Genomic DNA, 23,989 nt, shown 5'->3' with positions numbered 1-23,989 from the left:
AACAGTAGTCAAATCAGGAATATCTAGTTCCTTTTCAACTTTTTGACTGGTTTTTCGACAGGCTCATTTTTGTTTAGCAATAAATAGTTTGCCAATAATTTTTCGATCAATTCGTCTTTCGTCAAATGATGAAAAACCGTTTTTATTTTTGTTTTTAATTCCGCATCCACTTCGTGATTGGGTTTGGTTTTAAAAATTTGTTTTGCCCACAACAACGTATTATTTTCTTCGATACTAGCAACAGATGGCTTTTTAAATTTGGTAAATTTTATTCCAAGTTCTTTTTCGAAATCAACAATTTCTTTTTCTTCTTCGGGTTGTAGCACGGTTAATGAAAGTCCCTTAGCCCCTGCTCTGGCGGTTCTTCCGCTACGATGTACGTACGCTTCATAAACGTCAGGCAAATGGTAATTTACGACATAGGATATTTCTTTTACGTCAATTCCTCTTGCGGCTAAATCTGTAGCGACTAATATATTGATGTGTCCTTCACGAAATTGTTCCATGATGCGATCTCTGATTCCTTGCGACAAACTTCCGTGTAATGCTCCTGATGAAAAACGATTGATAGCCAAGTTTTTGGCTAGTTTATTGACCGCCGCTTTTGTTTTACAAAAGATAATTCCGCGTTCGCCTTCTTTTGAGTTCAAAAAATGCATCAGAACATCTAGTTTTTCAATCGGATCAACCACTATATATTCGTGATCGATTCCTTGATTTCCTATTGTTTCCATATTGGCGCTAACTTGCACCACATTTTTGTTTAAGTAATTCTGAATCAATTGTTTTATCGTTCCTGGCATGGTTGCCGAAAACAAAAACGTTCTATGTTCTTTTGGAAGTTCAGCAACGATTTCATCTAAACTTTCTTTAAGGATGCTTACCATTTCATCGGCTTCATCAAGGACCAGAAATTTAGTTTCTTTGAGGTTTATAGCTTTGCGTTGAATCAAATCTATCAAACGTCCGGGTGTAGCCACAACAATATGTGTTGGCGAAGCTAAGCGTTCCATTTGTGGTTTAATAGGTATTCCTCCGCAGGTTGCTGCTATAGAAACTTCGGGAAGATGTTTTGCGAAATCTTCTAAGTTTCTAAAAATTTGATGTCCTAATTCCCGCGTAGGAACTAATATTACAGCTTGTACTGTAGGTATTTGTGTGTCTATTAATTGTAAAAGTGGTAGACCAAAAGCAGCTGTTTTTCCAGTACCTGTTTTTGCAAGACCTACTAAATCAGTAGCGTTTGCTAAAAGTAACGGAATTGCTTTTTGTTGTATTTCTGTTGGCACAACAATTTTCAATTCGGTAATTGCTTTTAATATAGGTGCTGAAATCCCTAAATCAGAGAATTGTTTTGGCATTTTTTTGGATTTATAATTTTAAAAATAATAGTTGTTTTTGTGTATTTATCCCTAGCCCTGATGGAAACGATATCCTGTTGTGGTGGTTTTTACCACAACAGATTTAGTGTACAGCGGGATTAGCTCCTTGTTATATTACTTTTTATTCTTCATCAGGCTCGTTCATGATTTTCTCACGATACTTTTTCCCTATTAACAAAGTCATTTTTAGTTTATAATCATCAACTAGCCATTCGCGGTAGTTTTTACTGCATTGGCTCAGGCATTTAGAATAGCGCTTTATACGACACTCTATGTCCTCGTCTAACTCTCTTGACAATGATTTTGCTTCTTGTAAAGTTTCTGTATTGTCGACGCACATGGCAGCGTGCTGTTCCAATGATTTTTCCAAAACCACTTTTGAACGTAAGTTTTGGGCAATAACGAGTTTGTGTTCCTCATCGACATCAAAAGTTACTTCTTCTGTTTTGCTGAATTTTGCTCTCAATTCTGGAGACATTACAAATTTAAAATACAATTCTATCTCAGTATCGTCGCGCAAATTTTCCAGGTAAAACTCTGGAGATTTGAAAATATGTTGCCAGTTTACGGGTTCACTCCACAATCCGAATCGGGCTGCGTTATTCCCTAAATCAATCACGGTAAACATATCTTTATTTGGTAGTTTTCTTGAACCGCGACCAATCATTTGGTAATATAAAGTCAATGATTTTGTAGCTCTGTTAAGGATTATTGTGTCAACTGTAGGTTCATCAAAACCAGTTGTCAAGATACCAACTGATGTCAAAATAGCATCAGGGGTCTTCTTAAACCACTGTAAAATATCTTTTCGTTCCTCAGTACTGCTTGTATTGTCGAGATGACGAATTGGGTATCCTGCTTCTCTAAATGTTTCATAAACATATAAGGAGGTATTGATCCCGTTATTGAAAATTAAGGTCTTTTTCCCCAATGATTTCTCTGTATAGGCATGCAATAACTTCTCTTGCATGGCCATATTGGTGTATAAATCATCAGAGGACTTAACAGTATAATCACCATTAATTCCGACTTTCAAAGAAGTTAAACCTACGTCGTAACTGTAAGTAATCGCTTTTGCTAAAAATCCGTTTTCAATCAATGAATTAATGGTATCCCCAACGATTAATTCATCGTAGCTTTCGTGCATTGGCAGCTTAATGTTTGAGCTCAAAGGAGTTGCTGTAACCCCTAGAATAAAAGCATTTGTAAATGAGCTGAGTAGCTTTCTAAATGAATTGTAATGCGCTTCATCTATGATTACTAAACCTACATTGTCAAGATGTAGTTTCTCGTCATTAATACGGTTTTTCAAAGTTTCCACCATGGCAACAAAACAGGAGTATTCGTTCTGGTCTGGGAGTTCTTTTACTTTACTGTTGATGATTTTATTTTTTACATCAAATCCCTTCAACATCTTAGAAGTTTGCTTACATAACTCAATTCTATGTGTTAAAACAACTACTTTTTTATCGTTTTTTGACAAATAGCGGCGCACAATTTCTGAGAACACTACTGTTTTTCCACCACCGGTAGGCAACTGGTAAAGTAAGTGATGCTGTTTTGGGGCATTGTCCATACGCTCAAATATGGCGTCGATATCGCCTTTTTGATAACCGTATAGTTCTTTTCTGTCTTCTTTTTCTGTTTCTATACTATTTTCAAACATTATTTTTTGTTGGGTTTTTGCAAAAATACACTTAAAAAACAGTTATTCTATTACATTTAAATTAAAATATAGGACATGATTTAATTAATTTGGGTTAAAGCGACTTGTTAATACTCAAATCGCTCTACTATCGCATTAAATTCATCTTCGTTTTTCCATTTTTGCAAAATTGTCTCATTATGAATGGAAGTAATTCTAGTTTTAAATTCACTTAACAGGCCATTTGCGATCATAAAAATCACAGCTTGTTCAAATGAATTAAACATACTTTTATAAAACAACTCTTGTTTTATAACTTGCCCAGAGCAGAATGTTTGTGCAATTTCTATATTATAAAGCATCACATCAGCGATAATAAAGGGATCTACACCTAATACGATAAAATGCTTAATGTATTTTTGAGCAACGGAACGTCTCATTTTAGGTTTTTTACCTCTTCCTGTAGTTTTTATCGGAAAATATTCATTCGAAATTTTTATTTTGCATTCCTGCAAAAGACTTTCTTCCTTTGGATTAAAAACAAAATTATAATAGACTTTAACGGGGCTGAACTTTTCATAAAGTTCGAGGACCTGTTCTTCGAGTTGCTCTTTATTCAGTTCGTTTAGGTATTTTTTTAAATCGCGTTTGCTCATTGTCACAGTTTAAGATTAACAAAAGTAAATTACTTAGGCATTGAATACTTCAATCATAATAGTTATTTTTGTAAATTATTACTTAAAAAAAAATTAAATGCTCAAGATTTTTAAGATTACAGCAATTCTAGAAGGAATTTCCTATTTGGCATTATTATCTAATATGCTTTTTATCAAGCCATCAAACATAGAATTATATCATAGTTTGCTTTACCCTATTGGCATGAGTCACGGCGTCTTATTTATTGGATATGTTTTATTGGCTTTTGTAGTCAAAAGCTCCCAAAAATGGTCTTTTAAAACATTATTTATTATTTTACTTGCTTCTTTAATTCCTTTTGGTGCTTTTTACGTAGAGAAGAAATACTTAAAAAATGTATAAGTTTATTGAACATGTATTTGGTTTCCTATACCCAATTTTTAGAAAATGGGGATTGGGGTACAACTTTGCTTCCTATTTAAGTTTGATATTTAATATAGCGCTGCTGTGCTTGTTAGCTTACTTTATTTATGTTGTATTTCGTCTTGTTTTGGTAACTGTTATGGTCTTTATAGCCAAAAAAACCAAAACTAAATTCGATGATTTATTGGTGACCAATAAGACCGCCAAGTACATAGCGCACCTGATTCCGTTATTATTCATCTACAAAGCGGTTCCCGTAATTTTGAATAAGTATGAATATTGGGAAGGCGTTTTCGGGAAACTCGTTGGCATTTATATCGTGTTTTTGCTTTTATGGATTGTAAGGACCATATTTAACGCGTTGAAGGATTATTTAAAACTGAAGCCCCGGTACAGTGACAAGCCCATCGACAGCTTCATTCAGGTTATCATGATAGTGCTGTGGTTGGTTGGGATCACCGTGATTATCTCCCGACTTTTTGAAATCAATCATACGGAAATCTTAACCACTTTCGGTGCCGTATCAGCTTTAATAATATTGATTTTCCGGGATATCATCATGGGTTTTGTGGCAAGTGTCCAGGTTGCGATAAATGATATGATTCGAATAGGTGATTGGGTAACTATGGACAAGTTTGGTGCTGACGGGGATGTGATTGAAATCAATCTGACCACCGTGAAGGTTCGGAATTTCGATAATACTACCACCACCATTCCTACCTATAGTTTGAGTTCTGATTCATTCCAAAACTGGCGCGGAATGCTTAACTCTGACGGGCGACGTATAAAAAGACACATTCTAATAAAAACAAGCAGTATCCGTTTTCTGGAAGATGCGGAACTATCCAAATTAAAAAGCATACACCTCATAAGTGATTATATCGATACCCGAAAAAAAGATATTGATGCTTACAACAGCAGTAATTCTATTGACAAATCAATCCTCATCAACGGCAGGAACCTCACTAATTTGGGCTTATTCAGAAAATACATCACATCATACCTTCGAAGTCATCCTGCATTGAACCAGGACATGATTTTGATGTGTCGCCAATTGCAGTCCACATCCCAAGGTGTTCCGATAGAGATTTACGCGTTTTCACGTGATAAAGTATGGGAAAATTATGAATATGTTATGTCGGACGTTTTTGACCATGTCTTTTCTTCGGTCAAATACTTTGATCTGGAGGTTTACGAACTGCCGTCTGAAAAAGAATATTTGAAATAATAATTTATTTATGATCAAGACTATAGAATTGTTTAATGAAAGATTGAAACTGAGATTGATTGAGTTTTCAGACTTGAATGCTATCCACAGCTTACAATCGCTTCCGGAAACGGATCAATATAATACCTTAGGTATTCCTGAAAAATTGAGGTCACAAAAGAAATTATTACTCCTCTAATTTCAGATAATCAACGGCAAAATATTCTAAATTATACTTTTGCTATAGAGGAATTAAGAACTGGAAAAATTATCGGAATACTGGGTTTCAAGTTAGGTTCGAAAAATTATAATAATGCCGAGGTTTATTACAAACTGAATGTAGATTATTGGGGAAAAGGGTTTGGAACCGAAGCATTAAACCTATTCTTGGATTTTGGTTTCAAGAATTTAAAGCTACACCGAATTACAGCAGGATGCGCAATAGATAATATTGGTTCCATCAAAGTACTCGAAAAAGTGGGTATGAAACGAGAAGGACATGCTCGGCAGTCACTTCCCTTAAAATCAGGTTGGTCTGATAATTTTGAATACGCCATATTAGAAACAGACGAAAGAAAAAGTAAACAACTAAAATCCTAGTTTATCCAGCTTAGAGGAATAAAAACAGAACTAAGTTTGCAGATATTACTTTAAGCTGATAACCCTCTACACAATATTTGGAATATGTATTTTGTGTTTTCAACGATGTAAAAAATATAAGCCTTGAAGTAGTTTTAGTTTTCAAGGAACAGGAAGGGACAGCTATTATTGGAGAATTGGCTGACCGCTTAAAAAGATCTTATTCATTTATCGCCTCTTGGATTACATTAACAGTTTATTCGTCTTTGGTAGCATTGGATTATCGGTAGCTTTTTCTAATGCACTAGCTCAAAATGGAAGAAGCTGTAATGTTGTTGCCGCATTGTACTATGACTATATCTTTGTTGCTTATACCGATATTACTAAAGTATTGGAAATATTAAAACAATTTTCTAATTAATAGGTAAATCTATTCGGTCTTTTACGAATTCAATCTGCGTTTTTCCATGAGCTTTTGGTTTTCCATCAGTCCCCAAGTTGACCATTGTGGTGCTATCTATAGTAAGAATTGTCTCTCTAGTCATCATGTTGCGAGCTTCACATTTAAGCGTTAATGATGTTTTTCCAAATTTAACGACAGCAATACCAATTTCGATGATATCGCCTTGTTTTGCTGAACTTGTAAAATTAATTTCAGACATGTATTTAGTCACCACTCTTGAATTTTCTAATTGGATAATGCTGTATAAAGCCAGTTCTTCATCAATCCAAGCTAATAATTGACCTCCAAATAAAGTTCCGTTTGGATTTAGGTCTTGGGGTTTTACCCATTTTCTGGTGTGGAATCGCATAATTTTTATTTTAATACTGCGAAAGTAGCACATCTCCCTTAATTTCTTTAATTTTAAAGAAAAAAAATGAATCAAAGAGATGTGTTTTTAAAAGAGTTTCGCGGCGGAGCAATAGGTTCTGTAAGTTCTCAATCCTCCTCTGATGAAACCTTCCAAAACGAAGTGCTTCGTCCTATACTCAAACTTCAGAATGACTTATTCATAGCATCATTTAAGAATTACATAACTAAGTATAAAAGTGATTTTTACTCTCAAACAGCAGAGCAAAAGTTAGTTGCAATCGAAAACTCAATTCAGAAAGACGTTAAATATCGAAATGCGTTAAAAGGAATGGTAATAGGATTGTTTACTGCTGATGAATATTCCATATACATCAAAAAATCTTCTAGCCTTAACAAAAGAATGATGACTATGCTTATCGAAAGATTAAAAAGTCAAGTACAATTATTTGAAAACAGCATTAGTAAATAGTCTATTCCCATTTTAAGCTTAAATTACTGACTATTCAACAATTTTCTTTTTTTTATGTTATAAAAATATAATATAACAGACAAAATCTTACTTTTAATACCTATTTTTCGCTATAATTGTTAAAACGTTTTATGAAAGAAGAGTATTTCAAATGGTATTCTCCAAACCTCAAGAGAGACATCGAAATGTTAGTGTTCGGGGATTCTGGATACCCCGTAATTCTGTTTCCCACCTCGATGGGAAGCTTTCATGAAAATAAAGATATGGGGCTGATAGAGTCTGCAAGATGGTACATTGAGCAAGGTTTAATACAAATCTATTGCCCCGATAGTACTGATAAAGAGAGTTTCTATAATAAAAACATTTACCCAATCCATCGGATAGAAAATCATGTGAGCTACGACAAGATGATTTGCCATGAAATTGTCGAAAAAATAAGAAACAATTCGCCATCAGGAAAAGTGGCTCTTGCCGGTTGCAGCTTTGGTGGCTATCATGCCGCAAATTTTTCTTTTCGACACCCAGGTTATGTTAGCCATATGTTTTCCATGAGTGGTGCCTTCAGTATAAAAAGTTTTATGGACGGTTTTCATAATAATGATGTGTTTTACAATAGTCCAGAGGACTATTTATATGGACTAAATGATCCAGAATTATGGAAAATGGATGTTGTTTTAGGAACTTCCAATTGGGATATCTGCTATGATGCCAACCTAAAACTAAGCAAAGTTTTGAACCAGAGAAATGTACCACACAGGCTTGATATTCGCCAAGATAAAAAGCACGATTGGCCAGTTTGGAAAGAAATGTTTCCACATTATCTGTCAAGAATCAAGTTTTTTTGAGGAAGTTAACCGATATCACGAATATAACGTAATCACACAATTAAGATAAAAATCAAAAAATGAAAAAAATTGGAATTTTATTTGGAATGGAAGACAGCTTCCCAAAGGCATTTATCGATCGCGTAAATTCAAAAAACACAAAAGGTATTATTGCAGAAGCAGTTACAATTGACAAAGTAGTTCAAAATAAGGATGGAGAATACGCTGTCATTATTGATCGTATTTCGCAAGATGTTCCCTTTTATCGTGCCTACCTTAAAAATGCAGCTTTAACAGGAACTAATGTCATTAATAACCCATTCTGGTGGAGCGCTGACGATAAATTTTTCAATAATGCTCTAGCTGATACTTTAGGTGTGCCTTTACCTAATACCGTATTGCTTCCTTCAGCTCAACACCCAACAGACACCTCTGAAAAATCATTTAGAAACCTAAAGTTCCCTATGGATTGGGAAGCGATATTTGATTATATCAAGTTTCCCGCTTATATGAAGCCGTACGCTGGTGGTGGTTGGAAAAACGTATACCGTCTTGAAAATAAAGAAGATTTTTGGGAAAAACACCAGGAAACCAATCAGTTGGTGATGATGCTTCAGGAAGAGATAGTTTTTACAGAATATTTCAGGGTTTACTGCTTAGGCCGCAAAGCAGTTAGAATCATGCAATACGAACCGCGAAACCAACCTCATTTACGCTATGTTATAGATGGCCCGCCTTCTGATAAGAAATTATTAGCTACGGTGAAAGAATACACATTGAAACTTTGTGAAGGTCTTGGTTACGATTTTAATACCGTCGAATTTGCCGTACGTGACGGCATTCCTTATGCTATCGATTTTGGAAACCCTGCTCCTGATGCAGAATTGACATCTGTAGGTGCTGAAAATTTTGAATGGGTAGTTGAAGAATCTGCAAAAATGGCGATTGCTGCGGCCAAAAAACAGAAACCAGGTAAAATAAATTTGACCTGGGGAACTTTTATGAAAAATGCAGTAATAGGCAAATAATATAATTTCGGGGAATGAATGAACCCCAAGCCTATATTGTAGTAGAAGTTCCGCTCTTTTGGTGAGGATTGAAACGAAATGCGGGTCGTAAGCGAAATGACTGAGTAAATAGCTCCTAAAAATATTTAAATGAAAAAATTACCTAATTTCACACTTGGTATTGAAGAGGAATATCAAATTATAGACCCCGAAACAAGAGACCTCCGCTCCCATTTATCAAAAATTGTTGACGGAGCAAAAATAATACTGAACGAGCAGGTAAAGGCAGAAATGCACCAATCTGTTGTTGAAGTAGGTACAAATATTTGTAAAAATGTTGATGAAGCCGAAAAGGAAATCAAATTTTTAAGGACAAAAATTGTCGAGCTAGCAGACAAGCAAAATTTAATAGTGGGCGGAGCAGGAACACACCCATTTTCGAAATGGCAAGACCAACCCATAACCGATGACCCGCGATATCATGATATAGTAAATGAATTACAAGATGCCGCTCGTTCCAATTTAATATTTGGAATGCATTGTCATGTAGGAATTGAAAATCGTGAAATTGGTTTACAGTTAATGAATCAGGCCTGTTATTTTTTACCGCATATTTTTGCACTATCAACCAATTCCCCTTTTTGGGAAGGAAGGCAAACTGGATATAAATCATTTAGGACAAAGGTTTTTGATAAATTCCCCAGAACTGGCCTGCCAGAATATTTCGATTCAGTAGCCTCTTACGATAATTTTCTAGACACTTTAGTGAAAACAAAGTGTATTGACAACCCCAAGAAAATATGGTGGGATTTACGCTTGCATCCATTTTATGATACGATCGAATTTCGTATATGTGATATGAGTCTAACAGTTGAGGAAACCATGTGTATAGTATCTGTTATACAAGCAGTTGTAGCTAAACTATATAGACTAAATCAAAATAATATGAGCTTCAACATCTATCGCCTAGCTCTGATAAAAGAAAATAAATTTAGGGCTGCACGTTATGGAATAGAAGGACATATGATTGATTTTGGCCTTCAAAAAGAAGTAGAAACCCGGGTTTTATTGTTGGAATTACTAGAATTCGTGGATGATGTGGTAGATGAATTGGGGAGCAGGGAGCATATCAATTATGTTCACCAAATTTTGAAAAACGGAACAGGAGCAGCTAAACAATTAGCCGTTTTCAAAAAAACAAACGACTTGACAAAAGTGGTCGATTTTATAACTAGCGAGTTTACCAAAGGATTATAATAGTTTAGATTATATTTGCAGTATATTTTTATTGAAGTTTACCCCATGAATAATAAGACCATAACAATTGCTATTTTAGACATGTACGACGGTTTACCAAACCAAGGTATGCGCTGTATTATTAATATTATTAAAAGATTTAATCCTTTTGTGAACTTGAAAATATTTGATGTTAGAGGCAAATGTGAGTTGCCTGAAATTGACAAATATGATATTTATATCTCCACCGGCGGCCCCGGGAATCCATTAATAGGTGATGGTGACTGGGATGTGAAATATTACCAATTTATCGATGCATTAACCAAATGGAACACCGAAAATATGGTAAAAAAACATGTTTTATTTATTTGCCATTCTTTTCAAATGGCTTGTAAACACTTTGGTTTAGCTGAAATTACTAAAAGGAATGATACCTCATTTGGTGTTATGACAATTCATAAAACTAAGGATGGACTTACAGACCCCCTTTTTACGGGATTAGAAGATCCTTTTTACGCCATAGATTCAAGAGACTATCAAGTCGTACAACCCAAATTGAGTGTTTTTAAAAAGAATGGAGCAAAAATAATTTCTTTAGAAAAAATAAGGGACCATGTTCAGTACGAAAGAGCAATAATGGCGGTACGTTTTACGGATTACTTTGTTGGAACTCAATTTCATCCTGAGGCAGATCCCGTTAGTTTTGTTTCACATTTAAGAAATAAAGAGATAAAAGAAAAAATCAGAGAAATGAAAGGAAAAAGGAAATTTAGGAATATGCTTGAAGATCTACTCGATGATGACAAAATATACAGAACTAACGAAACTTTGATTCCTAATTTTCTTCGTGCTGCCATAAATGACTTGATGCAGACTAAGAAAATGATGTCCAACTAACAATTCTTTGCTCTATGATTTCAAAATATCGAAAACTATTCAATGACCAATTTACGGGGAAGAAATATCAGGAACTTAAAGATGATATTTCCGGCGATTTTGGTTACGAACCTACTTTTCGATTGGGAGAGACGCCCTTTTTTATATCTAATGAGTTAAAATTACAACTGATTGAAGCCTGCAATGAAGTTATAAAATTGATTCAGACGGAAGGTTTTAAATCTCTTACTGACAAGTCATTAGAATTAAATCATAAAGTTCCAAATGAGGACAAGCATACTACTTTTCTGGCGATAGATTTTGGGGTTTGTGAAGAACAGGGTTTAATTGTTCCAAAGTTAATAGAGGTACAAGGTTTTCCTTCGCTATTTAACTATCAGATGAACTTGTTCGAAAAGTTCAAAAATCACTATCCTTTTTTAGAAGAATTAACACCATTTATTAATGGTATTAGCTCAAAAGAATACCTTCTGATACTTGAAGATGTAATATGCAACGGTCATCCCAAAGAAAATGTAATTCTGCTTGAGATTGAACCCGAAAAGCAAAATACCAAAATTGATTTCTATTACTGCAAAAGAGATATCGGGATACCTATAATATGCGTCACAGAACTAATCAAAAAAGACAAACAGCTTTTTTATAAGGATGAAAATGGGACTGAAATTCTTGTAAAACGGATATACAACAGGGTTATTTTTGATGAACTCGATTTGCGTACCGATCTAAAACTTAACTTCCATTTTTCAGATGAACTTGATGTGGAATGGGCAGGACATCCCAACTGGTTTTTTAGAATTAGTAAGTTTATATTACCTTTTTTAAAAGGTAAATATTTCATTGAAACCACTTTGTTAAGTGAATTGACCGTAATTCCAGAGGACTTGGAAAATTACGTCTTAAAACCCTTGTTTTCATTTTCGGGCACTGGTGTCATTTTCCATGTCAAAAAAGAAGATATTGAAGCGGTTGTAGATAAGGAGCTTTATATCCTTCAAAAAAAGGTAAATTACATCCCCATTGTACAGTCACCGGAAGGAAAAGTAAAGGCAGAAGTCCGCGTGCTTTGCGTATGGAAAAAAGAAGATGTAGCTCCTACTCTGCTGTGCAATCTTGTCCGACTGAGCAGAGGCGAAATGATAGGCGTGAAATTCAATAAAGACAAAGACTGGGTTGGTGGTACTATAGGACTTTTTGAGAATTAGATGGTAAATTTTTATTTAACAAAAGCTCATTTGTGTAATTGCTTTGGCATCCTTTAGTTTTATTACTAGAGTTAATATTAAAACGGCTCTTACAGTTTCAGTGATTTTACTATACTTCATTATTTGACTTATTCTAGGCTTTCTTTTTTATAAAAACCTTTTTCATTGTTTCTTTTTTAAGCAATGGAATTGTTATTTGCCGATTTCACAAACAATTTATCAATAAAAACAGCTCTTTTTTCTAATTTTAGCGTCTTTTTTTATCTAAATAAAATGGTTCGCTTTAATTTTTATTGAATAAAAACCAATTTAAAATTGTTTGAAGTGAAAAAACATAAAATTTTATGTTAAATCATCTAAAAAAATAATTATTTGACATTTTTTATACACTTAAGAATAAAAACATCCGATTACAGCACTAAATTTAGTAATATTGAAAGGATGTAATAATTACATATTTAGCTCAAAATTATATACCCACCTAACAATTTGATAATGGATAGAAGAAAAGCACTAAAAAATGTGGCGTTTTTATTAGGAACTGCCCTTTCCTCAACTACGGTAGGCGTTTTATTTGAAAGTTTCACACTCCCCGAAAATGAAAAAAACACAGTTTATTTTTCTTCATTCGAAGAAGATGTTTTAACTGAGTTTGCAGACATTATTATTCCAACAACTAAATCATCTCCAGGAGCAAAAGCTGCTGGGCTAGGCACATTTATTCCAATGATGATACAAGATTGTTATCCTGCAGAAATTCAACTTCATTTCGCATCGGGTTTGAAAGAAATGGAATCAAAATGTACAGAACAGCACAATAAAAATTTCGTTTCCCTCACGGTTGAAGAACGTCAAAAAATTGTAGGAGAATTAAGAGATGAAACTATTGCTTCTAAAGACAAGAAATCTTTTTTCACTATTGCCAGAGATCTAACACTTTTAGGCTATTTTTCTTCTGAAATTGGTTGCACTCAAGCACGTGAATATCTTCCTATTCCCGGACGTTATGACGGTAATGCTGATTATACACCAGGACAAAAAGCTTGGGCCACTTAAAATATTTCAAATCCTTTGATTTTCGAAAAAATTATTAAATAAAAAAACGTTATAAAAGTGAATATAAATTCCAAATTAAAAGAACAGAATACCTATGATGCAATTGTCGTAGGTTCGGGAATTAGCGGAGGTTGGGCTGCAAAAGAACTAACTGAAAAAGGATTGAATGTCTTGATGCTAGAACGCGGAATGAATATAGAACATATCAAGGATTATGAAACTGCGATGAAAGCACCATGGGAATTGCAACGTGCAGGAACCTTAACAGAAGAGCAAAAACGCACACATCCAGTTCAAACCAGAGATTATCCTTATTCAGAAGCGAATGAAAAATGGTGGGTCAACGATTTGGAATGTCCTTACACTGAAGACAAACGCTTTGATTGGTACAGAGGTTTTCATGTTGGAGGAAAATCCCTAACATGGGGACGACAAAGTTACCGTTTAAGTGATCACAATTTTGAAGACAATGCTCGTGATGGGCATGGAAATGACTGGCCTATTCGCTATAAAGATATTTCTCCTTGGTATGATTATGCCGAGAGATTTATTGGTGTTAGTGGTCAAAATGAAAATTGGCCATTACTACCTGATGGAGATTTCCTACCTCCTATGGATTTGAATTGTGTCGAAAAATCAGTTAAAGAAAGACTCGAAAAACATTATAATAAAAGCCGAATACTTACCATTGGTCGTACTGCTAATTTAACGGTACCTCATAATGGTCGTGGAAGTTGTCAATATAGAAATTTATGTAGTCGTGGCTGTCCTTTTGGTGCTTATTTTAGTACACAATCTTCAACTCTACCTGCAGCAATGGCTACTAATAGACTAACTGTTAGACCCTACTCTATCGTAAATCATATCATTTATGATAAAGACACTAAAAAGGCAAAAGGAGTTATGGTTATCGATGCCGAGACTAATGAAACCATGGAGTTTTATGCTAAAATTGTTTTTGTAAATGCTTCTACACTAGGCTCTACCTTCCTACTTTTGAATTCTACATCAGAAGCTCATCCGGAAGGAATGGGTAATGCCAGCGGACATTTAGGTCATAACTTAATGGATCATCATTTCCGTTGTGGAGCTGAAGGAAGTGCAGAAGGTTTTGAAGATAAATATACTTATGGCCGAAGAGCTAACGGTATATATATTCCAAGGTATCAGAACGTTGGTAATGATAAAAGAGATTATCTAAGGGGTTTTGGTTATCAAGGTGGCGCTTCAAGAGGTTTGTGGCATAAAGAAGTTGCCGAATTATCTTTTGGAGGTGATTTTAAAGACAGCATGTCTTTACCTGCTGACTCTTGGAGCATGGGATTGGGTGGTTTTGGAGAAATGTTGCCTTATTATGAAAATAAAGTTTACATCGATCATTCCAAAAAAGACAAATGGGGTCAACCTGTTTTAGCAATTGATTGCGAAACCAAAGAAAATGAAGCTAAAATGAGGGAAGATATGATGTGGGATGCCGCTGAAATGCTGGAAGCTTCAGGAATAAAAAACGTTAAAACCTATGATAATGATTATTATCCGGGAATGGCCATTCACGAAATGGGAACAGCTCGAATGGGTAATGATCCTAAAACATCAGTGCTTAATAAATGGAATCAAATGCATGAAGTAAGTAATGTTTTTGTTACTGATGGTTCTTGCATGCCTTCTATAGCTTGTCAAAATCCATCTCTAACTTTTATGGCTTTAACCGCACGTGCTTGTGATTATGCAGTTAAGGAATTGAAAAAAGGAAATATTTAGATTAGTAAATATGAATAGAAAATTAAGAATGGGAATGGTTGGAGGCGGTCAAGATGCTTTTATAGGTGCTATTCATCGATTGGCTGCCAACATGGATGGTCTTATAGAATTAAGTTGTGGAGCTTTAAGTATAAATCCTGAAATAGCTGTTGCCTCAGGAAAAGCATTATTTCTTCCTGATTCAAGAACTTATTTGACTTACGAAGAAATGATCGTGGCAGAATCTAAATTGCCTGCTGGCGAACGAATCGATTTTGTTACGATAGTTACTCCCAATTTTGCTCATTTTGCTCCGGCGATGATGGCATTAGATCACGGCTTCAACGTGGTAATCGAGAAACCAATTACCTTTTCATTAGAAGAAGCTAAATTATTAAAGCATAAGTTAGACGAAACTGGATTAATACTTTGCTTGACTCATACTTATTCAGGTTATCCAATGGTGAAACAAGCCAAAGCAATGGTTGCAGAGGGGAAATTTGGTAAAATCAGAAAAATTTGGGTGGAATACCCTCAAGGATGGTTAAGCACTTTGTCAGAGAGAGAAGGAAATACACAAGCAGCGTGGCGAACAGATCCAAAAAAAGCTGGAAAAAGTTCAGTTATGGGAGATATTGGAACTCACGCAGCTCAATTAGCAGAATATATTTCAGGAGGAAAAATCACAGATATATGTGCTGAATTAAACACCTTAGTTGAAGGCAGAGTTATGGATGATGATGGAGCCGTTTTACTAAAATTTGACAATGGTGCAAAAGGTGTTTTAATGGCTTCACAAGTAGCAGCCGGAGAAGAAAATGCTTTAAAAATTAGAGTTTACGGCGAAAAAGGAGGGCTAGAATGGTTACAACATGACCCAAATACTTTAATTGTAAAATGGTTAAATGAACCAACTCAAATACTAAGAGCTGGAAGTAATTATAATAATTTATCTTCATTTGCCACTCATAACTGTCGAACTCCAGGAGGACATCCTGAAGGTTATTTAGAAGCTTTTGCAAATATCTATCGGAATTTTGCTTTAACATTATCTTCTAAATTAGAAGGAAAGTTGCCTAGTCCGGAAATGTTAGACTTTCCATCGATTGAGGATGGTTTGCGTGGTATGGCATTTATAGATAGTGTTGTTGCATCGGCACAATCCGAAAAAAAATGGACTCCTTATGTTTTATAGATTAATAATTATTTAAGTTTAGACAATAAATATGACTACAATAAAAGGACCCGCAGTTTTTTTGGCCCAATTTATAAGTGATGAAGCTCCTTTTAATTCCTTAGACGGAATTTGTAAATGGGCTGCAAATTTAGGTTTTAAAGGAATTCAAATGCCTACACATGATCCCAGATTCATCGATTTGCAAAAAGCAGCAGAAAGTAAAACCTACGCTGAGGAATTAAAAGGAAAAATCGCTTCTTATGGATTAGTAATAACCGAATTATCCACTCATTTACAAGGACAATTAGTGGCAGTTCATCCTGCTTATGATGATCTTTTTGATGCTTTTGCACCAAAAAATGTTCGCGGAAACCCAAAAGCAAGACAAGAATGGGCTGTGCAACAATTAAAATTTGCTGCGAAAGCTTCACAAAATCTAGGTTTAAATGCTCATGCCACTTTTAGTGGTTCTTTGCTTTGGCAATATTTTCACCCTTGGCCACAGCGACCTGAAGGCTTAGTGGAAGACGGATTTGCAGAATTAGCTAAACGCTGGCTTCCTATTTTAAATGAATTTGATACTAACGGTGTTGATCTTTGTTATGAAATTCACCCTGGCGAAGACTTATTCGATGGAGAAACCTATGAGATGTTTTTAAAGGCAGTAAATAATCATTCGAGAGCTTGCATTTTATATGATCCCTCTCATTTTGTTTTACAGCAATTAGATTATATAAAATATATCGATTTTTATCACGAGCGAATAAAAGCATTTCATGTAAAGGATGCCGAGTTTAATCCTACTGGAAAACAAGGAACTTTTGGAGGATATCAGAGTTGGGTAAACCGAGCTGGTCGTTATCGTTCACCAGGAGACGGACAAATAGATTTTAAAACTATTTTTAGCAAATTATCACAATACGATTTCAAAGGATGGGCCGTAATGGAATGGGAATGCTGTATAAAAAACCAAGAAGATGGAGCCAAAGAAGGCGCTGAATTTATTCGAAACCACATTATAAAAGTGACTGATAAAGCTTTCGACGATTTTGCTGCTGTTGATGCTAATCCAGCTTTTAACAGAAAAATTTTAGGATTATAAAACTTAAATTAAATTAAAATGAAAATATTATTGCCAATAGGCCTTCTAGCTATGATTTTTTTAACCTCTTTTAAAACAGAAAATGTAAAAGATGATTATATTCAGCCTACAACAATTATTCAAAACACAGCTGCAGAGAAATTAATGGCGAAATCAGACTGTATGGTGTGTCATAACAAAGAAAAAAAAATCATAGGACCGTCCTTTGTCGATATTGCTAATAAATATCCAGCAAATACAAAAAATATTAATTATTTAGTTGATAAAATTATAAAAGGTGGATCTGGAGTTTGGGGATCAATTCCTATGGGTGCTCATGTTGGCTATAATAAAGAAGATGCAAAAACCATTGTTAAATATATTCTCTCTTTGAAAAAATAAGGTTTCTACAGTTTTATTCATAATTAACTCCAATTAACTAATAACTGAAATATCTGCTTTATGAAAGACAAAAATAACGCTATAAAACCGGAAGATAAAATTACTCAAAACCGACGTGACTTTATAAAAACAAGTGCCATCGCAGCGGCATCATTTATGATTGTTCCTCGTCATGTGTTAGGAAGAGGATTTGTAGCGCCAAGCGATCGTTTGGTAATTGCTAGTATTGGTGTCGGTGGCAAAGGACAATCGGATATTGCTATGTTTAGTAAAAGCGGTAAAGCGGATATTGGTTTTCTATGCGATGTAGATACCCGCAGAGCTGCTAAAACTGTAAATGCTTTTCCTAAGGCTAAATTTTATAAAGACTGGCGCGAAATGTTAGATAAAGAGCACAAAAACTTTGATGCAGTCTCTGTATCGACGCCAGATCATAATCACGCCATTCAAACTTTAGCAGCAATGCAATTAGGCAAGCACGTTTATGTTCAAAAACCGATAGCGCATGATTTGTATGAAGCTCGAATTTTGACACAAGCAGCTAAAAAATACAAAGTGGTAACTCAAATGGGGAATCAAGGTTCCTCTAATGACGGTACTAGAATCTTGAAAGAATGGTATGAAGCCGGATTAATTGGTGACGTGCATACGGTTCATGCTTGGACAGATCGTCCGGTTTGGCCTCAAGGAATTCCTTGGTCTACTTTAAAATCAGAAGTTCCAAATGAATTGGATTGGGATTTATGGTTGGGAACTGCTCCATATAAACAATATGTAAACAAATTAGTCCCGTTTAACTGGCGTGGCTGGTGGGATTATGGAACAGGTGCCATTGGTGACATGGGCTGTCATTTAGTAGAGGCTCCATTTAGTGTTTTAAATTTACAGTATGCCAAAGACGTACAATGCAGTGTGGGGTCAGTTTATGTAGATGAATTCAAAAGAGGTTATTTTCCAGAAAGTTGTCCGCCTTCAAGTCACGTAACTTTGACTTTTCCAAAAACAGAAAAAACTAATGGTGACGTTACTTTGCACTGGATGGATGGTGGAATTCAGCCAGAACGTCCTTCTGAGTTAGAACCCAATGAGATTTTTGGAGATGGTGGAAACGGAACTTTATTTATTGGAACTGAAGGAAAAATGATGTGTGACACTTATGGTGAAAATCCACGCTTACTACCTTTAAGTAGAAATGAAAACATCAATGTTACAAAAAAATATCCCCGTGTAATAGACGGTGCTAATGGTCATTATAAACAATGGATTGAAGCATGCATCGCAGGACACGGCAAAAATGAATTAAGCTCTCCATTTGAAATTGCTGGCCCATTAACTGAGACATTATTAATGGCTAATCTCGCAATTAGAGGATATGACGTTCATAAAGAAATTTTAGGTGAAGACGTTTATCCCGGTCGTTCGGCAAAACTATTGTGGGATAATAGCAATATGAAAATTACAAATTTTGATGAAATCAATCAGTTTGTAAAAAGAGATTATCGGGAAGGTTGGAAAAACCTAGTATTATAAATTATCTGAATTTTTTAAATTAATAAATAGTAATATGATCAAGAATACATTTTTAGTCCTAATAACATTTGCAATGATTCAAACTACACACGCTCAAAGAGGTTTTAAGCCAATTTTTGATGGAGAAACTACTGCAGGATGGCACACTTATGGCAAAACTACCGCTGGAAGCGCTTGGAAAGTAGAAGACGGCATTTTACATTTTGATCCAGCTGCTGCCAAAGATGGTGAAGGTGGTGATCTTGTTACTGATAAAGAATACACTAACTTTCATTTAAAATTGGAATGGAAAGTTGCACCAGAATCGAATAGTGGTATTATTTTTTATGTAAATGAAGACTTAGAAAAATATAAAAACACCTACAACACAGGCCTAGAAATGCAAATTTTAGACAATGAAGGACATCCTGACGGGAAAATTGAGAAACACCGAGCAGGAGATTTATATGATTTAATAAAAAGCACTTCTGAACCAGTAAAAGCTGTAGGGGAATGGAATACGGCGCAGATCGTATGCAAGTTCGGAAAGTTAACTTTTGTATTAAATGATGTTTTTATAGTAGAAACCACTCTTTGGGACGATGCATTTAAAGAACTGGTGGCGAACAGTAAATTCGCTGGTTGGGAAGGTTTTGGAATCTTTAAAACAGGGAAGATTGCCTTACAAGATCACGGTGATAATGTCTGGTACCGAAATATCCAGATTAAAGAATGGAATACCATGAACATTACAACCGGATGTGAAAATGGAATGTAATTTATAAAAAAATCGTTTTCCTTACAATAAACCATCAATCAAATCAAAAAATAATTAGCCAAAACCAAATGAATACAACGATCCGATTAAAATTATCTATAATGATGTTCCTGGAATTTTTTATCTGGGGAGCTTGGTTTGTCACCCTTGGAACTTATTTAGGAAGTAATCTAAGTGCTAGTGGCTCAGAAACTGCAGCCATTTTTTCTACCCAATCATGGGGCGCCATAATCGCTCCTTTTATTATTGGTTTAATTGCCGATCGTTACTTTAATGCGGAGAAAATATTAGGAATCCTTCATCTTGCAGGTGCTTTCTTAATGTACCAAATGTATCAATCAGAAGAAGTTGGTATTTTTTATACTTATGTCTTGAGCTACATGATTTTATATATGCCTACTTTGGCTCTAGTCAATTCAGTCTCTTTTAACCAAATGAAAGATCCGGAGAAAGAATTTGCTAATATCAGAGTTTGGGGAACTATTGGTTGGATCATTGCCGGCTTATCAATCAGTTATTTCTTTCATTGGGATTCTACCGAAGGAATAAGTTCAGGTTTACTTAAAAACACCTTTTTACTAGCTGGTATTGCTGCCTTTATTTTAGGTCTGTTTAGTTTTTCGTTACCAAAAACTCCACCTAAAGTGAGTGATGAAAAAATAAAAATTGGAGATATTATAGGCCTTGATGCTTTAAATTTATTGAAAGACAGGAACTTCTCCATCTTTTTTGTTTCGTCTATTCTAATTTGTATTCCGCTAGCTTTTTATTATCAAAATGCAAATCTCTTTTTAACCCAAGCCGGAGTTGAAAATCCAACTGGAAAAATGGCTATCGGTCAAATATCAGAAGCCTTATTCCTTTTATTAATTCCTGTGTTTTTTGTACGATTTGGTTTTAAGAAAACAATTTTAATCGGTATGGTAGCCTGGGCGGTGCGTTATGTTTTATTTGCCTACGGCAATGGTGGAGATTTAAGCTTTATGCTCATTATTGGAATTGCTTTACATGGCATTTGCTATGATTTCTTTTTTGTTTCAGGACAAATTTATACTAATTCAAAAGCAGGAGAAAAATATAAAAGTGCCGCTCAGGGCTTAATTACTTTAGCAACTTATGGTGTGGGAATGCTTATTGGTTTTGCAGTAGCGGGATGGATAACAGATAATTATAAAACTTTAGAAGGAGGTATTAATTGGCAAATGGTTTGGATTATTCCAGCAGGAATAGCCTTTGTTGTCTTTTTACTTTTTGCTATATTTTTTAATGATAAAAAAGAAACTAGATCTGTTTAAGTTTTTACAAACAATTAATAAATAAATCATGAATTCAAACTTAAGTAGAAGATCCATAATAAAAGGAGTTTTAGCTGGCACTGCAGCTTTAGGAATTCCAGGAAGTTTTTCAGCTTATGCTTCGGAAAATGACTTTTTAAAGAAGGAATCAGGTATGCTAAAAGGCAATATAAATCATTCAGTGGCGCGCTGGTGTTTTAGTGATTTTGATATCGAAACTCTCTGCATTGAAGCTCAAAAAATAGGGATAAAAGGAATCGATTTAGTAGGACCAAAAGATTGGCCAATGCTTAAAAAATATGGACTTGAATCTGCCATGTGCAATGGAGCAGAAATTAATTTAGTAGATGGGTTTAATAATCCAAAATTTCATGAAACACTCATCCAAAATTATTCAGAAATGATTCCACTGGTAGCCGAAGCCGGTTATACGAATCTAATTTGTTTTAGCGGAAACCGTAGAAATATAACCGACGAAGATGGTTGGAATAATTGTGTTCTTGGTTTACAAAAATTAATTCCTTTGGCTGAAAAGCACAATGTTATTTTGGTAATGGAATTGCTAAACAGTAAAATTGACCATCCAGATTATCAATGTGATCGAACTTCATGGGGGGTAGAATTAGCGAAGCGTTTGAAATCAGAAAACTTTAAATTGCTTTACGATATATATCACATGCAAATTGATGAAGGCGATATCATTCGAACCATCAAATATAACCATCAGTATATTGCTCATTATCATACTGCGGGAGTTCCTGGTAGGAATGAAATTGACGAAACCCAAGAATTAAATTATAATGCAATAATGAAAGCTATCCATGAAACAGGTTTTAAAGGATTTGTAGCACAAGAATTTATGCCTAAGAACACAGATAAATTGACCTCCTTAAAAAAGGCTATATCAATTTGTGATATATAAAAAAAAACTAATATTTAGAACTCATGATAAAAAGAAGAACTTTTTTAATAAACACCGGATTGGCATTAGGAGCTATAGCTATTGCGCCTACATTTGCTTTTAATTCAACAAAGAGAGCAATTGGAATTCAATTATGGACCTTACGAGATACTTTACCAAAAGACGTTAAAGGAGTATTAGCACAAGTTGGAAAGGCTGGCTTTACAGAAGTAGAAACTTTTGGCTATGCAGCAGACAAAGGCTTTTTTGGTACTTCTGTTAAAGATTTTAAATTGATACTTGATGATAATGGTTTGAAAGCTACTAGTAATCATTTCGATTTTAATTCGATGATTAAAGATGGTTCTACTGATCTTGTGCAAAACTATATAGAAACTGCAAATCAGCTAGGAAGTGAATATGTTACTATTCCTTACATAGTTTCCGAATTACGAGGAACTACTGGAGATGATTACAAAAAACTAGCCTTGCAAATAAATAAAGTGGGAGAACTTTGTAAAGCTGGAGGGTTAAAATTAGCTTATCACAATCATGATTTTGAATTTACAAAATTTGGATCAACCAATGGATATGAGATTTTATTGAATGAAACGGACAAAAACCTGGTTGATTTTGAAATAGATCTGTACTGGGCAGTTCGTGCCGGTCATAATCCTTTACAATTATTCAAAGAGCATCCGGGGCGTTTTAAAATGTGGCATGTAAAAGATATGGATAAAGTTAATCCGGAATGGAATGCAGAAATTGGAACTGGATCAATCGATTTTAAAGCAATTTTCGCTCAAGCGGAATTGGCAGGAATGAAACGCTTCTATTTAGAACACGAATCAAACTACAAACCAAATCCAATAGAATCTGCAGTAACAAGTTTTAATTACATATCTAAATCGTTAATATAAGAATTAAACGATTTATACAAATGGAAAAGCGGTATTCATAAAGGAATTTTTGAATACCGCTTTTTTTTAGATATCAAAAAGAAAATCAACTATTGCTTCCAAAGACTCTTAAACAAAACGGGACATATATTTTTCATAGTTTGCGGCTCTTCAACATTCCAATTAAATTCTAGTAGCGGATAATTTTCATCATTCGTTACAAATTGGTCATAATCAATAAAAGAATATAAATCTTCTCCCGTACTATTTTTGAATGCATTCATTGCCACGTACCAAAACCCCTCAAATTCATACGATTCTTTATCTTCAACAACTTGTTTAATCAAACTGTCCGGATTTGCTTTTACACTATAAAACACCTCTTTGCCTCTAGAGATTAACCAGCATCTAAAGTATTCAAAACCACCATCTGAAATACCAGCACTAACAATATAAGCAGCACACCATAGCTCTGAATTATAAGAATCAAAAAGAAGCTGATCTGTTCTAAGACGAAAACCAACCATTTCAATTGGGGTGAGTTTTTGAATTTCGCTAATCAAAAAAAGCTCTTGGTCTTCTTGATTATCAGTTTCTTTTAATGAATTTTCTATTATCGCCCAATAAATATCTTCATCAAGCATTTTACTTGATTTAGTAAACGGTACTGTATCAAAAGCAACTGTCAAGCTGCCTTCCTGCATTTCGTTGCTATAAATAGACTTCTCTGTAGTTGAATTATTATTTTGTCCAAAAGTAACACAGCTTAACAATAAAAAAGAAAGCAGTAAAGTATATAAATTTCTCATAAAATTGATGGAATATAA

27 protein-coding genes are annotated in these 23,989 nt (G+C 34.6%); 22 read left to right on the top strand and 5 right to left on the bottom strand.

All coding sequences use genetic code 11. The features are described from left to right. Positions 1-23 precede the first annotated feature (23 nt). The 3 genes from ACEN2H_RS07820 to ACEN2H_RS07810 all read right to left on the bottom strand — a co-directional run bounded on the left by ACEN2H_RS07820 (position 24) and on the right by ACEN2H_RS07810 (position 3,683). Positions 24-1,361, bottom strand: a complete 1,338-nt coding sequence (locus ACEN2H_RS07820) for a DEAD/DEAH box helicase (protein WP_441731767.1) — start codon at positions 1,359-1,361, stop codon at positions 24-26. Between the two features lie 142 nt (positions 1,362-1,503). After that, positions 1,504-3,048, bottom strand: a complete 1,545-nt coding sequence (locus ACEN2H_RS07815) for a DEAD/DEAH box helicase (protein WP_441731766.1) — start codon at positions 3,046-3,048, stop codon at positions 1,504-1,506. Positions 3,049-3,155: 107 nt separating this feature from the next. Continuing rightward, complete coding sequence (locus ACEN2H_RS07810; RefSeq protein WP_441731765.1) at positions 3,156-3,683, bottom strand: DUF6155 family protein; 528 nt, start codon at positions 3,681-3,683, stop codon at positions 3,156-3,158. Positions 3,684-3,780: 97 nt separating this feature from the next. On the opposite strand from ACEN2H_RS07810, the gene ACEN2H_RS07805 reads away from it, so the two are divergent. The 6 genes from ACEN2H_RS07805 (at position 3,781) to ACEN2H_RS07780 (ending at position 6,293) form a co-directional block, all read left to right on the top strand. Next, positions 3,781-4,065 carry a DUF3817 domain-containing protein gene (locus ACEN2H_RS07805; RefSeq protein WP_441731764.1) on the top strand — a complete coding sequence of 95 codons (285 nt, stop codon included), beginning with the start codon at positions 3,781-3,783 and terminating at the stop codon, positions 4,063-4,065. Next, a complete protein-coding gene (locus ACEN2H_RS07800; protein ID WP_441731763.1) occupies positions 4,058-5,314 on the top strand; it encodes a mechanosensitive ion channel family protein in 1,257 nt (418 codons plus the stop codon). Before ACEN2H_RS07805 ends, ACEN2H_RS07800 begins: the two co-directional genes overlap by 8 nt. A gap of 10 nt (positions 5,315-5,324) precedes the next feature. Further along, entirely contained in the window at positions 5,325-5,492 is a 168-nt protein-coding gene (locus ACEN2H_RS07795) for a hypothetical protein (protein WP_441731762.1), read from the top strand. Further along, positions 5,459-5,893: a GNAT family N-acetyltransferase gene (locus ACEN2H_RS07790; RefSeq protein ID WP_441731810.1), complete on the top strand. Its 435-nt coding sequence runs from the start codon at positions 5,459-5,461 to the stop codon at positions 5,891-5,893. Before ACEN2H_RS07795 ends, ACEN2H_RS07790 begins: the two co-directional genes overlap by 34 nt. 77 nt (positions 5,894-5,970) lie before the next feature. Beyond that, a complete protein-coding gene (locus ACEN2H_RS07785) occupies positions 5,971-6,162 on the top strand; it encodes an ACT domain-containing protein (RefSeq protein ID WP_441731761.1) in 192 nt (63 codons plus the stop codon). Next, complete coding sequence (locus ACEN2H_RS07780) at positions 6,111-6,293, top strand: hypothetical protein (RefSeq protein ID WP_441731813.1); 183 nt, start codon at positions 6,111-6,113, stop codon at positions 6,291-6,293. Before ACEN2H_RS07785 ends, ACEN2H_RS07780 begins: the two co-directional genes overlap by 52 nt. On the opposite strand, the gene ACEN2H_RS07775 is transcribed toward ACEN2H_RS07780, so the two are convergent. After that, complete coding sequence (locus ACEN2H_RS07775) at positions 6,286-6,684, bottom strand: acyl-CoA thioesterase (RefSeq protein WP_441731760.1); 399 nt, start codon at positions 6,682-6,684, stop codon at positions 6,286-6,288. The two genes, ACEN2H_RS07780 and ACEN2H_RS07775, sit on opposite strands and share 8 nt — an antisense overlap. A 66-nt stretch (positions 6,685-6,750) precedes the next feature. Between ACEN2H_RS07775 and ACEN2H_RS07770 the strand changes: the two genes are divergently transcribed. From ACEN2H_RS07770 to ACEN2H_RS07695, 16 genes are all read left to right on the top strand, one after another. Next, positions 6,751-7,155: a glyoxalase gene (locus ACEN2H_RS07770; RefSeq protein ID WP_441731759.1), complete on the top strand. Its 405-nt coding sequence runs from the start codon at positions 6,751-6,753 to the stop codon at positions 7,153-7,155. Between the two features lie 131 nt (positions 7,156-7,286). Beyond that, the gene (locus ACEN2H_RS07765; protein ID WP_441731758.1) at positions 7,287-8,000 is read left to right on the top strand and encodes an esterase family protein; all 714 of its coding nucleotides are present in this window, start codon (positions 7,287-7,289) and stop codon (positions 7,998-8,000) included. 59 nt (positions 8,001-8,059) lie between these two features. Further along, complete coding sequence (locus tag ACEN2H_RS07760; protein ID WP_441731757.1) at positions 8,060-9,007, top strand: ATP-grasp domain-containing protein; 948 nt, start codon at positions 8,060-8,062, stop codon at positions 9,005-9,007. A 129-nt stretch (positions 9,008-9,136) separates the two neighbouring features. After that, positions 9,137-10,243: a carboxylate-amine ligase gene (locus tag ACEN2H_RS07755; protein ID WP_441731756.1), complete on the top strand. Its 1,107-nt coding sequence runs from the start codon at positions 9,137-9,139 to the stop codon at positions 10,241-10,243. A 45-nt stretch (positions 10,244-10,288) separates the two neighbouring features. After that, on the top strand, positions 10,289-11,119 hold the full coding sequence (locus tag ACEN2H_RS07750) for a type 1 glutamine amidotransferase (RefSeq protein ID WP_441731755.1): 831 nt from the start codon (positions 10,289-10,291) through the stop codon (positions 11,117-11,119). A gap of 14 nt (positions 11,120-11,133) precedes the next feature. Next, positions 11,134-12,324 (top strand): hypothetical protein, encoded by a 1,191-nt coding sequence (locus ACEN2H_RS07745; protein ID WP_441731754.1) that lies wholly within the window; start codon positions 11,134-11,136, stop codon positions 12,322-12,324. Positions 12,325-12,819: 495 nt separating this feature from the next. After that, on the top strand, positions 12,820-13,380 hold the full coding sequence (locus tag ACEN2H_RS07740; protein ID WP_441731753.1) for a gluconate 2-dehydrogenase subunit 3 family protein: 561 nt from the start codon (positions 12,820-12,822) through the stop codon (positions 13,378-13,380). A gap of 57 nt (positions 13,381-13,437) precedes the next feature. Next, positions 13,438-15,141 carry a GMC oxidoreductase gene (locus ACEN2H_RS07735; protein ID WP_441731752.1) on the top strand — a complete coding sequence of 568 codons (1,704 nt, stop codon included), beginning with the start codon at positions 13,438-13,440 and terminating at the stop codon, positions 15,139-15,141. Between the two features lie 10 nt (positions 15,142-15,151). Further along, positions 15,152-16,315: a Gfo/Idh/MocA family protein gene (locus ACEN2H_RS07730; RefSeq protein WP_441731751.1), complete on the top strand. Its 1,164-nt coding sequence runs from the start codon at positions 15,152-15,154 to the stop codon at positions 16,313-16,315. A 31-nt stretch (positions 16,316-16,346) separates the two neighbouring features. Next, positions 16,347-17,399, top strand: a complete 1,053-nt coding sequence (locus ACEN2H_RS07725) for a sugar phosphate isomerase/epimerase family protein (protein ID WP_441731750.1) — start codon at positions 16,347-16,349, stop codon at positions 17,397-17,399. 18 nt (positions 17,400-17,417) lie between these two features. Then, positions 17,418-17,780, top strand: coding sequence for a c-type cytochrome (locus tag ACEN2H_RS07720; protein WP_441731749.1), 363 nt, complete (start codon positions 17,418-17,420; stop codon positions 17,778-17,780). A 60-nt stretch (positions 17,781-17,840) separates the two neighbouring features. Beyond that, positions 17,841-19,310: a Gfo/Idh/MocA family protein gene (locus ACEN2H_RS07715; RefSeq protein ID WP_441731748.1), complete on the top strand. Its 1,470-nt coding sequence runs from the start codon at positions 17,841-17,843 to the stop codon at positions 19,308-19,310. Positions 19,311-19,344: 34 nt separating this feature from the next. Next, positions 19,345-20,067, top strand: coding sequence for a 3-keto-disaccharide hydrolase (locus tag ACEN2H_RS07710; protein ID WP_441731747.1), 723 nt, complete (start codon positions 19,345-19,347; stop codon positions 20,065-20,067). 68 nt (positions 20,068-20,135) lie between these two features. Continuing rightward, positions 20,136-21,362, top strand: coding sequence for a nucleoside permease (locus ACEN2H_RS07705; RefSeq protein WP_441731745.1), 1,227 nt, complete (start codon positions 20,136-20,138; stop codon positions 21,360-21,362). Positions 21,363-21,390: 28 nt separating this feature from the next. Continuing rightward, positions 21,391-22,284, top strand: a complete 894-nt coding sequence (locus tag ACEN2H_RS07700) for a hydroxypyruvate isomerase family protein (RefSeq protein WP_441731744.1) — start codon at positions 21,391-21,393, stop codon at positions 22,282-22,284. A gap of 23 nt (positions 22,285-22,307) precedes the next feature. Continuing rightward, positions 22,308-23,183 carry a sugar phosphate isomerase/epimerase family protein gene (locus ACEN2H_RS07695; protein WP_441731743.1) on the top strand — a complete coding sequence of 292 codons (876 nt, stop codon included), beginning with the start codon at positions 22,308-22,310 and terminating at the stop codon, positions 23,181-23,183. 89 nt (positions 23,184-23,272) lie between these two features. Here ACEN2H_RS07695 and ACEN2H_RS07690 read toward each other — a convergent pair whose 3' ends face one another. Beyond that, positions 23,273-23,971 (bottom strand): DUF4240 domain-containing protein, encoded by a 699-nt coding sequence (locus ACEN2H_RS07690; RefSeq protein ID WP_441731742.1) that lies wholly within the window; start codon positions 23,969-23,971, stop codon positions 23,273-23,275. Positions 23,972-23,989: the final 18 nt, after the last annotated feature.

Origin of the sequence: Flavobacterium sp. W22_SRS_FP1, from assembly GCF_052113685.1 — a bacterium.
Lineage (GTDB): Bacteria > Bacteroidota > Bacteroidia > Flavobacteriales > Flavobacteriaceae > Flavobacterium.
The sequence above is the reverse complement of the archived record's forward strand: the minus strand, read 5'-3'. Positions and strand labels throughout refer to the sequence as shown.

What these genes read in the sequence shown, in the direction of transcription:
- ACEN2H_RS07730 (WP_441731751.1), top strand. Translation starts at nt 15,152, where the DNA reads ATGAATAGAAAATTAAGAATGGGAATGGTTGGAGGCGGTCAAGATGCT.
- ACEN2H_RS07820 (WP_441731767.1), bottom strand. Translation starts at nt 1,361, where the DNA reads ATGCCAAAACAATTCTCTGATTTAGGGATTTCAGCACCTATATTAAAA.
- ACEN2H_RS07805 (WP_441731764.1), top strand. Translation starts at nt 3,781, where the DNA reads ATGCTCAAGATTTTTAAGATTACAGCAATTCTAGAAGGAATTTCCTAT.
- ACEN2H_RS07710 (WP_441731747.1), top strand. Translation starts at nt 19,345, where the DNA reads ATGATCAAGAATACATTTTTAGTCCTAATAACATTTGCAATGATTCAA.
- ACEN2H_RS07725 (WP_441731750.1), top strand. Translation starts at nt 16,347, where the DNA reads ATGACTACAATAAAAGGACCCGCAGTTTTTTTGGCCCAATTTATAAGT.
- ACEN2H_RS07700 (WP_441731744.1), top strand. Translation starts at nt 21,391, where the DNA reads ATGAATTCAAACTTAAGTAGAAGATCCATAATAAAAGGAGTTTTAGCT.
- ACEN2H_RS07740 (WP_441731753.1), top strand. Translation starts at nt 12,820, where the DNA reads ATGGATAGAAGAAAAGCACTAAAAAATGTGGCGTTTTTATTAGGAACT.
- ACEN2H_RS07765 (WP_441731758.1), top strand. Translation starts at nt 7,287, where the DNA reads ATGAAAGAAGAGTATTTCAAATGGTATTCTCCAAACCTCAAGAGAGAC.
- ACEN2H_RS07720 (WP_441731749.1), top strand. Translation starts at nt 17,418, where the DNA reads ATGAAAATATTATTGCCAATAGGCCTTCTAGCTATGATTTTTTTAACC.
- ACEN2H_RS07745 (WP_441731754.1), top strand. Translation starts at nt 11,134, where the DNA reads ATGATTTCAAAATATCGAAAACTATTCAATGACCAATTTACGGGGAAG.
- ACEN2H_RS07795 (WP_441731762.1), top strand. Translation starts at nt 5,325, where the DNA reads ATGATCAAGACTATAGAATTGTTTAATGAAAGATTGAAACTGAGATTG.
- ACEN2H_RS07750 (WP_441731755.1), top strand. Translation starts at nt 10,289, where the DNA reads ATGAATAATAAGACCATAACAATTGCTATTTTAGACATGTACGACGGT.
- ACEN2H_RS07755 (WP_441731756.1), top strand. Translation starts at nt 9,137, where the DNA reads ATGAAAAAATTACCTAATTTCACACTTGGTATTGAAGAGGAATATCAA.
- ACEN2H_RS07690 (WP_441731742.1), bottom strand. Translation starts at nt 23,971, where the DNA reads ATGAGAAATTTATATACTTTACTGCTTTCTTTTTTATTGTTAAGCTGT.
- ACEN2H_RS07815 (WP_441731766.1), bottom strand. Translation starts at nt 3,048, where the DNA reads ATGTTTGAAAATAGTATAGAAACAGAAAAAGAAGACAGAAAAGAACTA.
- ACEN2H_RS07715 (WP_441731748.1), top strand. Translation starts at nt 17,841, where the DNA reads ATGAAAGACAAAAATAACGCTATAAAACCGGAAGATAAAATTACTCAA.
- ACEN2H_RS07800 (WP_441731763.1), top strand. Translation starts at nt 4,058, where the DNA reads ATGTATAAGTTTATTGAACATGTATTTGGTTTCCTATACCCAATTTTT.
- ACEN2H_RS07810 (WP_441731765.1), bottom strand. Translation starts at nt 3,683, where the DNA reads ATGAGCAAACGCGATTTAAAAAAATACCTAAACGAACTGAATAAAGAG.
- ACEN2H_RS07695 (WP_441731743.1), top strand. Translation starts at nt 22,308, where the DNA reads ATGATAAAAAGAAGAACTTTTTTAATAAACACCGGATTGGCATTAGGA.
- ACEN2H_RS07705 (WP_441731745.1), top strand. Translation starts at nt 20,136, where the DNA reads ATGAATACAACGATCCGATTAAAATTATCTATAATGATGTTCCTGGAA.
- ACEN2H_RS07770 (WP_441731759.1), top strand. Translation starts at nt 6,751, where the DNA reads ATGAATCAAAGAGATGTGTTTTTAAAAGAGTTTCGCGGCGGAGCAATA.
- ACEN2H_RS07760 (WP_441731757.1), top strand. Translation starts at nt 8,060, where the DNA reads ATGAAAAAAATTGGAATTTTATTTGGAATGGAAGACAGCTTCCCAAAG.
- ACEN2H_RS07775 (WP_441731760.1), bottom strand. Translation starts at nt 6,684, where the DNA reads ATGCGATTCCACACCAGAAAATGGGTAAAACCCCAAGACCTAAATCCA.